Source organism: Mesorhizobium sp. M0500 (assembly GCF_040321165.1).
GTDB lineage: Bacteria > Pseudomonadota > Alphaproteobacteria > Rhizobiales > Rhizobiaceae > Mesorhizobium.
In genome coordinates this window covers 41,537-56,176 of the sequence record NZ_JAMYRB010000001.1, presented here as the reverse complement: position 1 = coordinate 56,176, position 14,640 = coordinate 41,537, and the positions used below count along the sequence as shown (strand labels likewise).

The 14,640-nt window shown below is 64.7% G+C and carries 14 protein-coding genes; 3 read left to right on the top strand and 11 right to left on the bottom strand.

Annotation, left to right across the window (positions count from 1 at the left end):
- Positions 1-142: 142 nt before the first annotated feature.
- From NKI70_RS00260 to hisS, 6 genes are all read right to left on the bottom strand, one after another.
- Positions 143-364: a cysteine rich repeat-containing protein gene (locus NKI70_RS00260; protein WP_352698046.1), complete on the bottom strand. Its 222-nt coding sequence runs from the start codon at positions 362-364 to the stop codon at positions 143-145.
- 67 nt (positions 365-431) lie between these two features.
- A complete protein-coding gene (locus NKI70_RS00255) occupies positions 432-2,198 on the bottom strand; it encodes an AMP-binding protein (RefSeq protein ID WP_352698048.1) in 1,767 nt (588 codons plus the stop codon).
- Positions 2,199-2,229: 31 nt separating this feature from the next.
- Positions 2,230-2,439 carry a hypothetical protein gene (locus tag NKI70_RS00250; protein WP_352698050.1) on the bottom strand — a complete coding sequence of 70 codons (210 nt, stop codon included), beginning with the start codon at positions 2,437-2,439 and terminating at the stop codon, positions 2,230-2,232.
- Between the two features lie 166 nt (positions 2,440-2,605).
- Positions 2,606-3,307: an ATP phosphoribosyltransferase gene (gene hisG, locus NKI70_RS00245; RefSeq protein WP_352698052.1), complete on the bottom strand. Its 702-nt coding sequence runs from the start codon at positions 3,305-3,307 to the stop codon at positions 2,606-2,608.
- Complete coding sequence (locus NKI70_RS00240; RefSeq protein WP_352698054.1) at positions 3,304-4,422, bottom strand: ATP phosphoribosyltransferase regulatory subunit; 1,119 nt, start codon at positions 4,420-4,422, stop codon at positions 3,304-3,306. Before NKI70_RS00240 ends, hisG begins: the two co-directional genes overlap by 4 nt.
- A gap of 168 nt (positions 4,423-4,590) precedes the next feature.
- Positions 4,591-6,150, bottom strand: a complete 1,560-nt coding sequence (gene hisS, locus NKI70_RS00235; protein ID WP_352698056.1) for a histidine--tRNA ligase — start codon at positions 6,148-6,150, stop codon at positions 4,591-4,593.
- Positions 6,151-6,487: 337 nt separating this feature from the next.
- On the opposite strand from hisS, the gene NKI70_RS00230 reads away from it, so the two are divergent.
- Positions 6,488-6,739: a hypothetical protein gene (locus NKI70_RS00230; protein ID WP_031213141.1), complete on the top strand. Its 252-nt coding sequence runs from the start codon at positions 6,488-6,490 to the stop codon at positions 6,737-6,739.
- Positions 6,740-6,903: 164 nt separating this feature from the next.
- Here NKI70_RS00230 and NKI70_RS00225 read toward each other — a convergent pair whose 3' ends face one another.
- The gene (locus NKI70_RS00225) at positions 6,904-7,539 is read right to left on the bottom strand and encodes a DNA-3-methyladenine glycosylase I (protein WP_352698058.1); all 636 of its coding nucleotides are present in this window, start codon (positions 7,537-7,539) and stop codon (positions 6,904-6,906) included.
- Between the two features lie 222 nt (positions 7,540-7,761).
- Between NKI70_RS00225 and NKI70_RS00220 the strand changes: the two genes are divergently transcribed.
- Together NKI70_RS00220 and NKI70_RS00215 are read left to right on the top strand one after the other, a co-directional pair.
- Positions 7,762-8,496, top strand: a complete 735-nt coding sequence (locus NKI70_RS00220; RefSeq protein WP_352625629.1) for a L,D-transpeptidase — start codon at positions 7,762-7,764, stop codon at positions 8,494-8,496.
- A gap of 267 nt (positions 8,497-8,763) precedes the next feature.
- Positions 8,764-9,684 carry a bifunctional 5,10-methylenetetrahydrofolate dehydrogenase/5,10-methenyltetrahydrofolate cyclohydrolase gene (locus tag NKI70_RS00215; protein ID WP_352698060.1) on the top strand — a complete coding sequence of 307 codons (921 nt, stop codon included), beginning with the start codon at positions 8,764-8,766 and terminating at the stop codon, positions 9,682-9,684.
- 166 nt (positions 9,685-9,850) lie between these two features.
- Here the strand turns inward: NKI70_RS00215 and glcF are convergent, their stop codons facing one another.
- The 4 genes from glcF to NKI70_RS00195 form a co-directional block, all read right to left on the bottom strand.
- Positions 9,851-11,179 carry a glycolate oxidase subunit GlcF gene (gene glcF, locus NKI70_RS00210; RefSeq protein WP_352698061.1) on the bottom strand — a complete coding sequence of 443 codons (1,329 nt, stop codon included), beginning with the start codon at positions 11,177-11,179 and terminating at the stop codon, positions 9,851-9,853.
- 68 nt (positions 11,180-11,247) lie between these two features.
- Positions 11,248-11,631 carry a DUF4870 family protein gene (locus NKI70_RS00205; protein WP_352577553.1) on the bottom strand — a complete coding sequence of 128 codons (384 nt, stop codon included), beginning with the start codon at positions 11,629-11,631 and terminating at the stop codon, positions 11,248-11,250.
- The gene (locus NKI70_RS00200; RefSeq protein WP_352589310.1) at positions 11,628-12,884 is read right to left on the bottom strand and encodes an FAD-binding protein; all 1,257 of its coding nucleotides are present in this window, start codon (positions 12,882-12,884) and stop codon (positions 11,628-11,630) included. The genes NKI70_RS00205 and NKI70_RS00200 overlap by 4 nt, the downstream gene beginning before the upstream one ends.
- Positions 12,885-13,108: 224 nt before the next feature.
- Entirely contained in the window at positions 13,109-14,605 is a 1,497-nt protein-coding gene (locus tag NKI70_RS00195; protein WP_352589307.1) for an FAD-linked oxidase C-terminal domain-containing protein, read from the bottom strand.
- Positions 14,606-14,640: the final 35 nt, after the last annotated feature.

Sequence of the window (14,640 nt, the reverse complement as noted above, 5' to 3'; positions counted from 1 at the left end):
AGGGCGATTTGCAACCACTGTTGCGCACCGCGGCCATCCAGAGAAATCGCATATGACAGGTCATGACGCCATCGCAGCGTACCCCACCCCCTAGCCCCTCCCCACAAGGGAAGGACAATCGCACCCGCAGGAAGCTCGCGCGCTAGCCGGGCGTGTTGGCCTTGACGACCTTCTTGCATTCGGGCGTCAGCTCGCTCATGTGACCGGCCAGGCATTTGACGACGCGGCCACCGCCCGGCAACACGCCCCTGCACAATCTCTGGTAATCTGCTTGGCAGGCCTCACGCTCGGCCGCCGTCTGCGCCAGCACCGCAGTGGCTGCCAGCTGAGTTGCCAGGAAAAGCACGCCTAACCCAATCCGCATGGAACACCCCTCAAATATGTTGCCCAAACAACGCCTCCGTCACGCGTAGATACAAACGGAAGCCTTTTCACGCCGTCTTCTGCGTCACCAATCCCAGTTCATCGACCATCGCCTGGCGCATCAGGAATTTCTGCGGCTTGCCGGTCACCGTCATCGGCAATTCGGTGCGGAAGCGGATGTAGCGCGGGATCTTGAAATGGGCGATCTGGCCGGCGCAGAACGCCTTGATCTCCTGCTCGGTGGTGATCTGGCCGGGCTTGAGCACGATCCAGGCGCACAGCTCCTCGCCATATTTCGGGTCGGGAATGCCGAACACCTGCACCTCCTTGACCTTGGGGTGGCGATAGAGAAACTCCTCGACCTCGCGCGGATAGACGTTCTCGCCGCCGCGGATGACCATGTCCTTGACCCGGCCGACGATGTTGCAATAGCCCTCGGCATCGATGGTGGCGAGGTCGCCGGTGTGCATCCAGCCGTCGGCGTCGATCGCCTCGCGGGTCTTCTGCTCGTCGTCCCAATAGCCCTTCATCACGGAATAGCCGCGCGTGCAGAGCTCGCCTGGCGCGCCGACCGCGACGGTGGCACCTTCGGCGTCGATGGCCTTGACCTCGACATGCGGATGGACGCGGCCGACGGTCGAGACGCGCTTTTCCAGCGGGTCGTCGACGCTGCTCTGGAACGACACCGGGCTGGTCTCGGTCATGCCGTAGGCGATGGTCACCTCTGCCATATGCATCAGCGACACAACCTTCTTCATCACCTCGATCGGGCATGGCGAGCCGGCCATGATGCCGGTGCGCAGGCTGGTGAGATCGAAGGAGGCGAACTCGGGATGGTCGAGCAGGCCGACGAACATGGTCGGCACGCCGTAAAGCGCGGTGCAGCTTTCCGTTGCCACCGCCTTCAACGTGGCGCCGGCGTCAAAACCCTCGCTGGGGAAAACCATGGTCGCGCCCTTGGTGACGCAGCCCATCGTGCCCATCGACATGCCGAAGCAATGATAGAGCGGCACCGGGATGCACAGCAGGTCGTCGACGGTGAGCCGGATTGCCGCGGTGACGAAATTGCCGTTGTTGACGATGTTGTTGTGGGTCAGCGTCGCGCCCTTGGGCGCGCCAGTCGTGCCGCTGGTGAACTGGATGTTGATGGCGTCGTCCGGTTTCAGCCCCGCGGAAATCCGGTCGAGCTTGTCATGCTCGTCGCGCCCGGCCATCGCCAGCACGTCGGCGAAATTGAACATGCCCGCAGAATTCTCCTCGTCCATGCGGATAACGATCTTCAGTGCCGGCAGCTTGTTGGCGTCGAGCTTACCGGGGGTGGCCTTTGCGATCTCCGGCGCCAGCGTCTCGATCATGCCGAGATAGTCGGAGCTCTTGAATGTGGCGGCGGTGACCAGCGCCTTGCAACCGACCTTGTTCAAGGCATATTCCAGCTCGACCAACCGATAGGCCGGGTTGATGTTGACCAGGATCAGGCCGATGCGGGCGGTGGCGAATTGCGTCACCAGCCATTCCCAGCGGTTCGGCGACCAGATGCCGACGCGATTGCCTTTCTCGAGGCCGAGCGCCAGGAAGCCGGCGGCCAGCGCATCGACCGTCTCCGACAGTTCCTCCCAGGTAAAGCGCTTGTCCTGCTCGACGAAGACGGCGGCATCGAGCGTGCCGTATTTGCCGACCGTATCGGCAAACAGCGCCGGGATGGTCAGGTTGAGCAGCGGCACGCTGCGCTCGCCCGAGACATGCGCCGTGCCGTCGACCGGCGCAATGAACGAACCGCCATCGCGCCTGGAGCGCAAATTGCTGGCATTCTTCAACTCGTCGAGATTGATCGGCATCGCCGTGTCCTCCGCAGACAGAACGAGCCTATCAGCCCAGCGGGGTGGTGGAAATCCCGCCGATGGCAGGGCTGGGTGGGAACTCGCCTGTAAGGGCCGAAAATAAAAAACCCGCCTCGGCGGGCGGGTCTTCGGGGCCAATTGGCACCATAGCGAAATTAGTAGCATAGCTGCCGGCACAAAGCAAGAACAAAATTGCTGTACGCCAAGAAAATCGCTTCAGGTTGGTGCCAGCGGCCAAGCTGCCAATCTCCCTCCTTGAGGGGGAGATGGCCGGCAGGCCAGAGGGGGTCGTCTCGCGTGGAGCACCTGCCTGTTCTGTCCGTTAGGAGAGTCGCGTCAAGACGTACCGACCCCCTCTGTCGCCTTCGGCGACATCTCCCCCTCAAGGGGGGAGATTGGCGACGTCAGCCTGAATTCACCGATGCCATCCTGGCCGCAATATCGCGCAAAGTCGCCTCGTCGGCCACAGCGCGCTGCTTCCTCGACGCGACGAGACAGGCCTGCGAGCGCAGGATGAGCCCATCGGCCAGCACCTTGAGATGGTTGGCGCGCAGCGTCGCGCCTGACGTGGTGATGTCGACGACGATATCGGCCAATCCGGCTGCCGGCGCGCCTTCGGTGGCGCCCAGGCTTTCGACGATGCGGTAGACCTGGATGCCGTGCTTTTGCGAAAAGAACTGCTGGGTCAGGCGCCAGTATTTGGTGGCGATCCTGAGCCGGCGGCCGTGGCGCTGGCGGAAATCGGCGGCGACGTCGTCCAGGTCGGCCATGGTGTCGACATCGAGCCAGATGTCGGGCACGGCGACGACGACATCGGCATTGCCGAAACCGAGGCGGGCGATGATTTCGGCGCGCGCCTCGCAATCGGCGAGGTTTTCGCGCAAAAGGTCCTCGCCGGTGATGCCGAGATCGACGGACCCCTGGCCGATTTCGCCTGATATCTCCGAGGCCGACAGGAACGCTATCTCGACGCCGTCAAGGCCGTCGATGCGGGCGCGATATTTGCGCTCGTCGCCGGGCAGGCTGACGGCAAGCCCGGCCTTGGCCAGCACCTCCAGCGCCTGCTCCTTGAGCCGGCCTTTCGACGGGATCGCCAGCGTGATCATGGCGCCGTCTCCCGCAGCGCCTCGATGCGGTCGAGCCAGACGGAAAAACCGACGCCGGGGATCGGCGTTTTGGCGCCGAGCAGCGTCAGCAGCCGGTCGTAGCGGCCACCACCGGCGAGCGGCCGGTCGCCATCCGGCGCCGCGATCTCGAAGACGAGGCCGGTGTAGTAATCGAGCGGCCGGCCGAAGGCGGCGTCGTAGCTGATTTCAGACATCGGCAGGCCGAGGCTTGCGATGGCCGCGGCGCGGGCTGCGAAATTCTCCAGCGCAGCCCCCAGTGAAAGCCCGGCATCGGCTGCAAAACGTTCGAGCGCTCCGGCGGCGTTGTCGAGCGGCACGTCGATCGCCAGGAAACTCTTTAGTGCCGCGAATGCCTCGTTCGACAGCCGTACGCTGCGCAGTTCGGCTTTCTCGATCAGGCGCCGCGCAATCTCGGACGGCGAACGCCCGGCCGTTGCCGACAGCCCAGCCTCTTCCATGCCGCCGGCGACATGCGCCGAAAGACCGTCGAGATCGCCGTCGAGGACAAGGGCGGCGGCCGCGCCGGCAAGCTGGCTGTTGCGCGGTGGATTGGCGAGGTCGGCAAGGGCTGCTTCCAGCATCGGCGCCGAGCCGAAGGCGCGGGCCAGCCGCATGCGCCAGCCGCGCGGCAGGCCAAGCGCTGCCAGCACCGCTTCGAAGATGGTCTGGTCGCCGAGCGTCACCGCCAGCTCCCGGCCGGGCAGCACCAGCGACAGCAGCGCATGCGCATCGGCCAGCGAGCGGGCGTCGGCCGCGGCCGTGTCGCGGTCGCCGAGATCCTCGATGCCGGCCTGGAAAAATTCGTTGCCGCCCTCCCGGCGCTGGCGAAACACCTCGCCGAGATAGGAATAGCGGCGCGGCGTGCCGGCCTGGCTGGCAATGTGGTCGAGGCAGACCGGAATGGTGAATTCCGGCCGCAGGCAAAGCGTCTGCCCGGTCTCGCTCTCGGTGAGAAAGATACGGCGCCGCAAATCCTCGCCGGCCATGTCGAGGAACGGATCGGCCGGCTGCAGCACAGCGACCTCGACCGCATGGGTGTTGCGCGCGGCGAAGAGCTTGGTGATGTCGGATGCGATGGCGGGGCGGGAGGTCATAAAACGCCACCTCCCCTTCTCCCCTTGCGGGAGAAGGTGGATTGGCGCGACGCGCCAAGACGGATGAGGGGTGCCGGAAGAAATGAGGCGTCGTTCCCTGGAACACCCCTCATCCGACCGAGCTTCGCTCGGCCACCTTCTCCCACAAGGGGAGAAGGAAGCGGCGCCCTACTTGCCACGCGCCCGCTCCTCGGCCTGCGCCGTCAGTATCTTCTTCACTTCGGCAACCAGCTCACTCTCCGCCACGGTCACCTGCGCCGGTCGTGCGGCGCGCCATTCGGCGTTGTCGGCGATCTCGGCCGACATTTTCGCGCCTTCGATCAGGTCCTTGATCTGCACCTCGCCCTTGGCGCGCTCGTCGCCGCCCTGGATGACAGCGACCGGGCTGCCGCGACGGTCGGCATATTTCAGCTGCGCCTTCATGCCTGCGCCGCCGAGATACATTTCCGAGCGGATGCCGGCGGCGCGCAGCTCGGCCACCATCTTCTGGTAGCGGCCGAGGCTTTCCGTATCCTTGTCCATGGTCAGCACGACGACCGGCGCGATGACATCGGAAGTATCGAGCTTGCCGAGGTTCTTCAGCGCCGTCATCAGTCGCGAGACGCCGATCGAAAAACCGGTCGCCGGCACCGGCTCGCCACGAAAGCGCGAGACGAGACCGTCATAACGTCCGCCGCCGCCGACCGAACCGAAGCGCACGATCTGGCCGTCCTCATTGGGGATTTCGGCCAGCAGCTCGGCCTCGTAGACCGGGCCGGTGTAATATTCGAGGCCACGCACGACGGAGGGGTCGATGCGGATGCGATCCTCACCGTAGCCGCTTTGCGCGACCATGGTTCTTATCTGCTCCAGCTCTGCAAGACCCTCAACAAACGAGGCATTCGTTATGCCGAGATGTTCGAGTTTCCTTTCCTCGACAAGATTGCTGAGCCCTGGGGTGATAGATCCCAGTGTCTGGACAATTTGTTCGGGATCATGCTGCGCCATGACCGTGAAATAGCTGATCACAACATCGATTTGCGCGTTACCCAGCCCGGCGCCCTTGGTAAAATCACCGCTCTCGTCCTTGCGCCCGGCGCCCAAAAGCAGGCGCACGCCCCCGACGCCCAGCTTGTCCAGCTTGTCGATCGCCCGCAGCACCTGCAGCCGGCGGCCAGCGTTCTCGTCGCCGCCGAGGCCGATCGCCTCGAGCACACCGTCGAGCACCTTGCGATTGTTGACGCGGACGACGTAGTCGCCGCGCTTGATGCCGAGCGCCTCCATCACATCGGCCATCATCATCGCCATCTCGGCATCGGCCGCGACACCCGGCGTGCCGACCGTGTCGGCGTCGAACTGCATGAACTGGCGGAAGCGGCCGGGGCCGGGCTTCTCGTTGCGGAACACCCAGCCGGAGCGATAGCTGCGATAGGGTTTCGGCAGGCGCTCAAAATTCTCGGCGACAAAGCGCGCCATCGGCGCGGTCAGGTCGTAGCGCAGCGACAGCCACTGGTCGTCATCATCCTGGAACGAGAACACGCCCTCGTTCGGCCGGTCCTGGTCGGGCAGGAATTTTCCGAGCGCATCGGTGTATTCGATCAGCGGCTGGTCGACCGGCTCGAAACCGTAGAGCTCAAAGACCGAGCGGATCGTCGCCATCATCTTCTCGACGGCGCGCAGATCGTCGGCGCCGCGGTCGACAAAGCCGCGCGGCAGCCGCGCTTTCATCTTTTCGGATTTGTCGGCCATGGGATGGGTACTTTGCTATGTAAACGGTGACTTATTTCGGGTCGGCGTGTCCTACCGATGCAGCCCGGAGAAGGCAAGGGTTTGTGCTTCTCCCTGCTCCCCTTGTGGGAGAAGGTGGCCGAGCGAAGCTCGGTCGGATGAGGGGTGTTCCAAGGAACGCCGACGTCTCGTTTCTTCCAACACCCCTCATCCGGCTCGGCGCTGCGCGCCGATCCACCTTCTCCCACAAGGGGAGAAGGAAAGGCGAAAAAGAAGCTGAAACAGTTTCGCCATGCGCGCGGCATCGTGCCGACACAATCCGGGCCGATAAGCGCGCCGAAACAAGGGGCTCGGGGCCATGGCCACGCTACAGAAGTTCGACATCATCGATAGCGGCGCACGCGACGCCTCGGTCCGGCTGCGGCCGGCCGATGGTTATGCGCCGAAGACGAAGCAAATCGCCGGACCGTTCGAGATCGCGGCGCAACAGCGCAGCGGACCGACGATGCGCGACGTGCTGATGACCGGCCTGCTGGTGATCTATCCGGTGTTCGCCGCGCTGGCGGCCATCCTTGCCGGGTTTTTCCTCGCCGGCGCCGGCGGCGCCTGACAGTGTCTTCCTTCTCCCCCTGTGGGAGAAGGTGGCCGAGCGAAGCTCGGTCGGATGAGGGGTGTTCCAGCTTGGCAAAACCGCACTTCGTCCAGCACCCCTCAACCGTCTTGGCGCTGCGCGCCAATCCACCTTCTCCCACAAGGGGAGAAGGAAAGGGGCGCTCACTGCGGCCGCTTGAACGCTTTCCGTTCCGCCTCGACCGGCTCGCGGCAGACGCAGCCCTCGAGATGGTCGTTGACCAGCCCCATCGCCTGCATGAAGGCGTAGACGGTGGTCGGGCCGACAAAGCTCCAGCCGCGCTTCTTCAGCTCTTTCGAAATGCGGACCGAGACGGCCGTCGTCGGATTGGCGCGCAAATGCGCGAGGTCGACGATCTCGGGCCGCTCGTCGGGGCCGGGTTCGAACTTCCAGAACCAGGCGGCCAGCGAGCCGGCCTCGTCGATGAGTTCGCGGGCGCGCTTGGCGTTGTTGATGGTCGAAACGATCTTGCCGCGGTGACGGATGATGCCGGCATTGCCGAGCAGGCGCTCGACATCGGCGTCGGTGAAGGCGGCGATCTTGTCGACATCGAAGCCGGCAAACGCCTCGCGGAAATTGTCGCGCTTGCGCAATATGGTCAGCCAGGACAGGCCCGACTGAAAACCTTCGAGGCAGATCTTCTCGAACAGGCGGCGGTCGTCGGCGACCGGCCGGCCCCATTCGTGGTCGTGGTAGTGCAGATAATCCGGCAGGTTGCCGTGCCAGAAGCAGCGGGCGATGCCGTCGGGACCGGCAAGCAGACCTGTCTTTTCATCCATGGCGGAATTCCGTTCGTGTCTTGGCGTTAACGCGTTTTGACGCAGCCTTTACCGCGGCTTTACCAGATTCCTGAACCGGGCGGTAACCACACCAAAAGCTTTACTGACAGATCGGCATTTTACGCATTCCGATTCATGTTTCGGTTGCCGCTTCGCGCCCAATGTCGGCGAAATCGGGGAGGCTTTGCACCCCGGCATGCTCGACGATCAAGGTGCGTTGCGATGAAGACATTCTTGTTCCCACTGTTCGGCGCCGCGGCCGTGCTTGCGGCCGGTGCCGCGAATGCCAACGACCGCTATGCCGAGAGGCCGCCGGTGGTGGTCAGCCCAGATCTTTCGGCGCCTTGGGTGCTGCAGCTCGGCCATGCGCCGGGCATCGTGCGGCAGAGCCGGCAAGAGGCGCAGCCGCAACGGCGCTACCGGCGGCTGGCCGAACCCGATCAGCTGCGCACCGCAGCGGTGCAGGCGCCGGCCAAGCGCATGGTGATGCGGCCGCAGATCGATCCCCTCTATTTGCCGCAGGAAGTCGCTTATGACGGCCCGCAGAAGCCGGGCACGATCGTCATCGATACGCGAGAGAATTTCCTCTATCTGGTCGGGAAGAACGGTAAGGCGCGGCGTTATGGCGTCGGCACCGGCAAGCCGGGCTTCGAATGGTCCGGCACCCACAAGATCACCAACAAGCGCGTCTGGCCGGATTGGCGGCCCCCGGCCGTGATGATCGCCCGCGAAGCCGCCAAGGGCCGTTATCTGCCGACCTATCTCGCCGGCGGCATGGAAAACCCGCTCGGCGCACGCGCGCTCTATCTCGGCTCGACCGAGTACCGTATCCACGGCACCAATCAGCCCTGGACGATCGGCGGCGCGGTGTCGTCGGGCTGCATCCGCATGCGCAACGAGGACGTGGTCGACCTTTACGAGCGGGTCAATGTTGGCACGACGGTTGTAGTGATGTAATCTGCGGTTGACCTCACCGATGATTCTGCTCAGAAGCGTCGGGAGCATTGAATAACGGGGGACGGGCCGTGTGGGGATGCGGCCAGTCACGAAAGGGCAGCGCGGCAAGCCGTGCTGCCCTTTCTGTTTCCGCCAACGCCAGCAAGAATTGACGGGAAGATTTTGCCGGCACGTCGCGCGACCGGCATGGCGGTTCGCTTTTCGCGCTGCCTTTTCGCGGTTGCTTTGCTATGTGGCGGCTAAAATCCAGATAAAGGCCCCATCCCGATGTCCCTTTCCGATGACAGCCGCTATCTCAGAGGCGGCCCGGTTGCCCAACGCATCATCGCCGGCGTGCGCGAGGACGCGGCGATCGCCACCGCCGAAGGCTTTCCGCCCAAGCTGGTGTCGGTCACCGTCGGCGATACCGCCGCGGTCGACGTCTATGTCCGCAACCAGCGCGCCAAGGCCGGGTTGGCCGGCATCGGCTTCGAGGAAAGGCGCTTTCGCGCCGACATCACCGCCGGCGAGCTGGAAGCGGCAATCCACGGGCTTAACGCCGACCCGCGCGTCACCGGCATCATCATCCAGCGGCCGGTGCCGGTGCACATTCCGATCAAGACGCTGCAGGCGGCGGTGCATCCGCTCAAGGATGTCGAGGGCATGCATCCGGCCTCGATCGGCAACATCGTCTACAACCAGCTCGACCTGGCGCCCTGCACCGCCGCCGCTTCGGTCGAACTGCTCAGGGAAACCGGCCTCGACCTCAAGGGGCTCGAGGTGGTGGTCGTCGGCCATTCCGAGATCGTCGGCAAGCCGATCGCGTTCCTTTTGATGAGCGAAGGCGCGACGGTGACCGTCTGTCACCACATGACGCGTTCGGTGGCGGCACACGCACGCCGCGCCGACGCACTGTTCGTCGCGGTCGGCAAACCGCGGCTGATCAAGGCCGACATGGTCAAGCCGGGCGCTGCCGTCATCGACATCGGTATCAATTCGGAGATCGGGCCGGACGGCGAAAGCCGCATCGTCGGCGACGTCGACACCGAAAGCGTCAGGCATGTCGCGTCGTGGATCACGCCGGTGCCGGGCGGCGTCGGCCCGATCACCGTGGCGATCCTGCTGCGAAACACGATGGTAGCGCTCAGCCGCCAGCGCGCCCGCTACCAGGCGACTTATGGCGTAGTTGACAGGCTCGCGGCGGAATAAAGACCCGCAGGCGCCAAGCCCCCTCACCCAGCCTCCGCTTCGCTCGGCTGACCTCTCCCCGAGGGGAGAGGAGATCGCCAGCGTTGGTGCCACCCTCTTCTCCCCAGCGGGGAGAAGGTGGACGCGAAGCGGCCGGATGAGGGGCCTGACGCCCACGACCATCCTGTTACTCAGCCGCAACCAGCTTTTCTTCCGGAACGCCTTCCGGCTTCGGCCCGCCATAGGCCCAGGCGAGCAGCTTTATCGTATGCACCACCGGCAGCTTGGCGGCAGAAGCGATCTGGGTGATGCAGCCGATATTGCCGGTGGCGACGATTTCAGCACCGGTCGCCTCGATATTCCTGACCTTGCGGTCGCGCAACGTCGCCGAAATCTCGGGCTGCAGGATGTTGTAGGTGCCGGCGGAACCGCAGCACAAATGCCCTTCGCGCGGCTCGCGCACGACGAAGCCGGCTCTGGCCAGAAGCTCCTTCGGCTGGCGGGTGATCTTCTGGCCGTGCTGCATCGAGCAGGCTGAGTGATAGGCGACGATGGTGCCCGGCTTGCGGACCGGCTCGGGCAGGTCGAGGCTTGCCAGATATTCGGTGATGTCCCTGGCCAGCGCCGAGACGCGCGCGGCCTTGTCGGCATAGGCCGGATCGAGACGCAGCATGAAGCCGTAATCCTTGATGGTGGTGCCGCACCCGGATGCGGTGATGACGATGGCGTCGAGTCCGCCCTGCTCGACGGCGCGCGTCCAGGCGTCGACGTTCCGTCGGGCCGACGCCAAGGCAGCGTCCTCGCGCCCCATATGATGCACCAGCGCGCCGCAGCAGCCCTCGCCCTCGGGCACCACGACCTCAACGCCAAGCCGGGTCAGCAGCGAAATCGTCGTGTCGTTGATGCCGGGATCGAGCACGGATTGCGCGCAGCCGGTGAGGATGGCGACGCGGCCATTTTTCTTCGCGCCCTGCCCGGCATGGACGCCCGGCGAGGCCATCGGCGAGACTGCCGGGACCGACGCCGGGGCCAGCTTCAACATCGCACCCAAAGGCTTCAATGCCTGGATTTTCTCAAACAGGCCGGCGAATGGCTGGCCGAGCTTCGCCAGCTTGAGCGCCGCGCGGAAACGCGAGGGATAGGGCAGCACGAAGGCCAGCATGGCGCGTGTCAGGCGATCGGCCAGCGGACGCTTGTAGGTCTCCTCGATATGGACGCGGGCGTGGTCGACCAGATGCATGTAGTTGACGCCCGACGGGCAGGTGGTCATGCAGGCGAGGCAGGACAGGCAGCGGTCGATATGGGTGACGATCTGCTTGTCGGCCGGCCGGCCGTTTTCCAGCATGTCCTTGATCAGATAAATCCGGCCGCGCGGCGAATCCAGTTCGTTGCCGAGCGTCACATAGGTCGGGCAGGTGGCGGTGCAGAAGCCGCAATGCACACATTTGCGCAGGATCTTCTCCGATTCCGCGACATGCGGATCGGCGAGCTGGGCAGCTGAGAAATTGGTCTGCACGTAAACGAATCCCTACCGTTTGAGCATGATCTTTTCCCAAAACCGGTACCCACTTTTGGGGATCATGCTCATAATCCCAGAAACCAGCTTTCCGGGTTCTTGACCGGCTCGCCGCGCTGCAGCGCCTGCAGGCCGAGAATGCAGCGGGCGATGAACCAGACCGCGACGGCAACCATCAGCACGACACCGATGACCACGATCATCAGCAGCGCCGAGATCAGTGCATAGAGCAGGCCGATCCAGAAGGTGCGGATCAGGAATGTGTAATGGCTCTCGACGAAGCCGCCGGCCTTGCCGCGATTGATATAGGCCAGGACGACGCCGACAATACCGCTGACGCCGATGGCCAGGCCGGCGAGATAGAGGATGTAGATGACCAGCGCGTTGGTCGGGCCGGGCTCCAGCCAGCGGTCGGTCTGGCGTGACGTACCGTTTTGGCCTGGATCGCTCATTGTGCTCCTCCCTCGGTTGCCGGCGCGAGAGTAGCAGAGCTTGCGCCCGGCGCCATACGGCCGGGATTGAGGATATTCTTCGGGTCGAATTCGGCCTTCAGCCGCGCCGACAGTGCTGCCAGCGGTGGCGCCTGCGGCTCGAACACCGGCACGGCGGCGCGATGTGCAGGGATTGCGCGCACCAGCGTCGCATGGCCGCCGCCATGTCTTCTGATCAGGCCGCGCAACAGGCCAGCCTCGGGATCGTCCTGCTGCATGCGCAGCCAGATCAGCCCGCCCTGCCAATCGTAGAAGGCATCGACCGGGGCCTGCATGCGCAGCGCCAGCACCATCTGGTGGCCCCGCGACGGCGCCATCGAGACGCGCCACACCGGCCTTTCGCTGCCATCGGCGAACGGCGCGCAGTCGCGGACATCGCGCCAGACCGAGTACGAGACCGAACCGGAAATCTCCTGCAGCGGCCCAGCGTTTTTCAGCAGGTCTTTCAGCGCGGCAATGCGGTAAGCGACCGACGGGCCGAAGCCCTCGATGCGCAGCAGCGTCGCGGCATCGCTGCCGAGACTGCCGCCAGCGACCCTAGCTGCGACCCGTTCGGGAAGATGGGCAGCACTCGACACTTCGGCGCTGGAACCCAGCGCCAGCGCCATGGCGGCGGCGGCGTGATCGTCGAGCAGGCCGCGGATGGCAAGCGTGACTTCGGTCTCGGCAGCAGGCAGCACCTTGAAGGTGACGTCGGTGAGCACCGCCAGCGTGCCCCAGCTGTTGGCCATCAGCTTGGACAGATCGTAGCCGGTGACGTTCTTGACGACGCGGCCGCCGGACTTGAAGGCCTCGCCGCGCCCGGAAACGGCCGCTATGCCGAGGATATGGTCGCGCGCAGCACCCACCTTCAGCCGGCGCGGGCCGGAAAGGTTCGCGGCGAGTGCGCCGCCGATCGTGCCTCGCGCTGGCTCACCGCCGAGCAGCGGGCCGTAATCCATCGGTTCGAAGGCAAGTTGCTGGCCGTTTTCGGCAAGCAGGCTTTCGATTTCGGCCAGCGGCGTGCCGGCTTTTGCCGACAGCACCAGTTCGGCCGGCTCGTAAAGCATGACGCCGGAGAGTTTGGAAAGGTCGAACGTATGCTCGCCCTGCTGCGGCCGGCCGATACCGCGCTTGGAGCCGTGGCCGAGGATTTCCAGCGGTGCGTCTTCCGCCGCGGCCCAGGCGACGGTGGAGAGGACTTCGGCTGCGGTGGTGGGGACGAAGGTGGTCATGAGGCGGATGCGCCAATGGCAAATGCAAAGACGTCGCGTTCCTTCGCGCCCCCCTCTGTCCTGCCGGACATCTCCCCCTCAAGGGGGGAGATCGGACGTCGCGTCTGGCTTCGCCAATCGTCAATATTGAAAGAAGGCTGAGGCGTGCAAGCTGCCAATCTCCCCCCTTGAGGGGGAGATGTCCGGCAGGACAGAGGGGGGTGTTCAAGCGCCAACATACCCACTCAAAACCTCGGAATGTCCGGAAACGCCACTTGCCCGCGATGCACGTGCATCCGCCCGAGCTCGGCGCATCGCCTCAATTGCGGGAAGACCTTGCCGGGATTCAAAAGATGGTTGGGGTCGAAGGCGCATTTGACGCGCATCTGCTGGTCGAGGTCGATCTGGTTGAACATTTCCGGCATCAGGTCGCGCTTCTCGACGCCGACCCCGTGCTCGCCGGTCAGCACGCCACCGACCTTGACGCAGAGCCGCAATATGTCGGCGCCGAAACTCTCCGCCTTGTCGAGTTCGCCCGGCACGTTGGCGTCATAGAGGATGAGCGGGTGCAGATTGCCGTCGCCGGCGTGGAAGACATTGGCGACGCCGAGCCCGTATTTCTCCGACAGCTCGCGCATGCCGGCGAGCACGCGCGGCAGTTCCTTGCGCGGGATGGTGCCGTCCATGCAGTAGTAGTCGGGCGAGATGCGGCCGACCGCCGGGAAAGCCGCCTTGCGGCCGGCCCAGAAGCTCAGCCGCTCCTGCTCCGATTGCGAAATGCGGCATATGGTCGAGCCGTTCCTATAGGCGATGGCTTCGACCAGGCCGATCAGGTGATCGACCTCGACACCCGGCCCGTCCAGCTCGACGATCAGCAGCGCCTCGACATCCAAGGGATAGCCGGCCTGGACGAAATCCTCGGCGGCGTGGATGGCCGGACGGTCCATCATCTCCATGCCGCCCGGAATGATGCCGGCGCCGATGATGTCGGCAACGCATTGGCCGGCCTGCTCGCTGGTCGGGAAACCGATCAGCAGGGCACGCGCCGTCTCCGGCTTTTTCAGGATGCGTACGGTGACCTCGGTTACGACGCCGAGCAGTCCTTCGGAGCCGGTCATGACGCCGAGCAGGTCGTAGCCTTCCGCGTCGAGATGGCTGCCGCCGAGGCGCACCACCTCGCCATTCATCAGCACCATCTCGATGCCGAGCACATTGTTGGCGGTGAGACCGTATTTCAGGCAGTGCACGCCGCCGGAATTTTCCGCGACATTGCCGCCGATCGAGCAGGCGATCTGGGAGGATGGATCGGGGGCGTAATAAAAACCCTCCTGCTCGACGGCGGTGGTGATGCCGAGATTGGTGACGCCGGGCTGGGCGACGACGACGCGGTTCTGAAAATCGATCTCGAGGATGCGGTTGAAGCGGCTCATTACCAGCAGCACCGCGTCTTCGAGCGGCAGCGCACCGCCGGAGAGCGAGGTGCCGGAGCCGCGTGGCACGACGCGGATGTTGCGGTCGCTGCAATATTTCAGCACCCGCGAGACCTGCGCCACGGTCTGCGGCAGCACCACGACCAGCGGCAATTGCCGGTAGGCGGTGAGCCCGTCGCTCTCGAAGGCGCGCATGGCATTGGCGGCGTCGACGACGCCCTCGCCCGGCACCATGATGCGCATATCGGCGACGATCTCGTCGCGCCGGCGCATCGTGGCGTCGTCTGGTTTCGGCATGGCAAGGCCGGACATCGACAGCCTCCTTCGATCGACTGGTAAAAATCTTT

Coding starts and splice junctions, on each gene's coding strand:
- NKI70_RS00260 (WP_352698046.1), bottom strand. CDS start 364: ATGCGGATTGGGTTAGGCGTGCTTTTCCTGGCAACTCAGCTGGCAGCC.
- NKI70_RS00255 (WP_352698048.1), bottom strand. CDS start 2,198: ATGCCGATCAATCTCGACGAGTTGAAGAATGCCAGCAATTTGCGCTCC.
- hisG (WP_352698052.1), bottom strand. CDS start 3,307: ATGATCACGCTGGCGATCCCGTCGAAAGGCCGGCTCAAGGAGCAGGCG.
- NKI70_RS00240 (WP_352698054.1), bottom strand. CDS start 4,422: ATGACCTCCCGCCCCGCCATCGCATCCGACATCACCAAGCTCTTCGCC.
- hisS (WP_352698056.1), bottom strand. CDS start 6,150: ATGGCCGACAAATCCGAAAAGATGAAAGCGCGGCTGCCGCGCGGCTTT.
- NKI70_RS00230 (WP_031213141.1), top strand. CDS start 6,488: ATGGCCACGCTACAGAAGTTCGACATCATCGATAGCGGCGCACGCGAC.
- NKI70_RS00225 (WP_352698058.1), bottom strand. CDS start 7,539: ATGGATGAAAAGACAGGTCTGCTTGCCGGTCCCGACGGCATCGCCCGC.
- NKI70_RS00220 (WP_352625629.1), top strand. CDS start 7,762: ATGAAGACATTCTTGTTCCCACTGTTCGGCGCCGCGGCCGTGCTTGCG.
- NKI70_RS00215 (WP_352698060.1), top strand. CDS start 8,764: ATGTCCCTTTCCGATGACAGCCGCTATCTCAGAGGCGGCCCGGTTGCC.
- NKI70_RS00205 (WP_352577553.1), bottom strand. CDS start 11,631: ATGAGCGATCCAGGCCAAAACGGTACGTCACGCCAGACCGACCGCTGG.
- NKI70_RS00200 (WP_352589310.1), bottom strand. CDS start 12,884: ATGACCACCTTCGTCCCCACCACCGCAGCCGAAGTCCTCTCCACCGTC.
- NKI70_RS00195 (WP_352589307.1), bottom strand. CDS start 14,605: ATGTCCGGCCTTGCCATGCCGAAACCAGACGACGCCACGATGCGCCGG.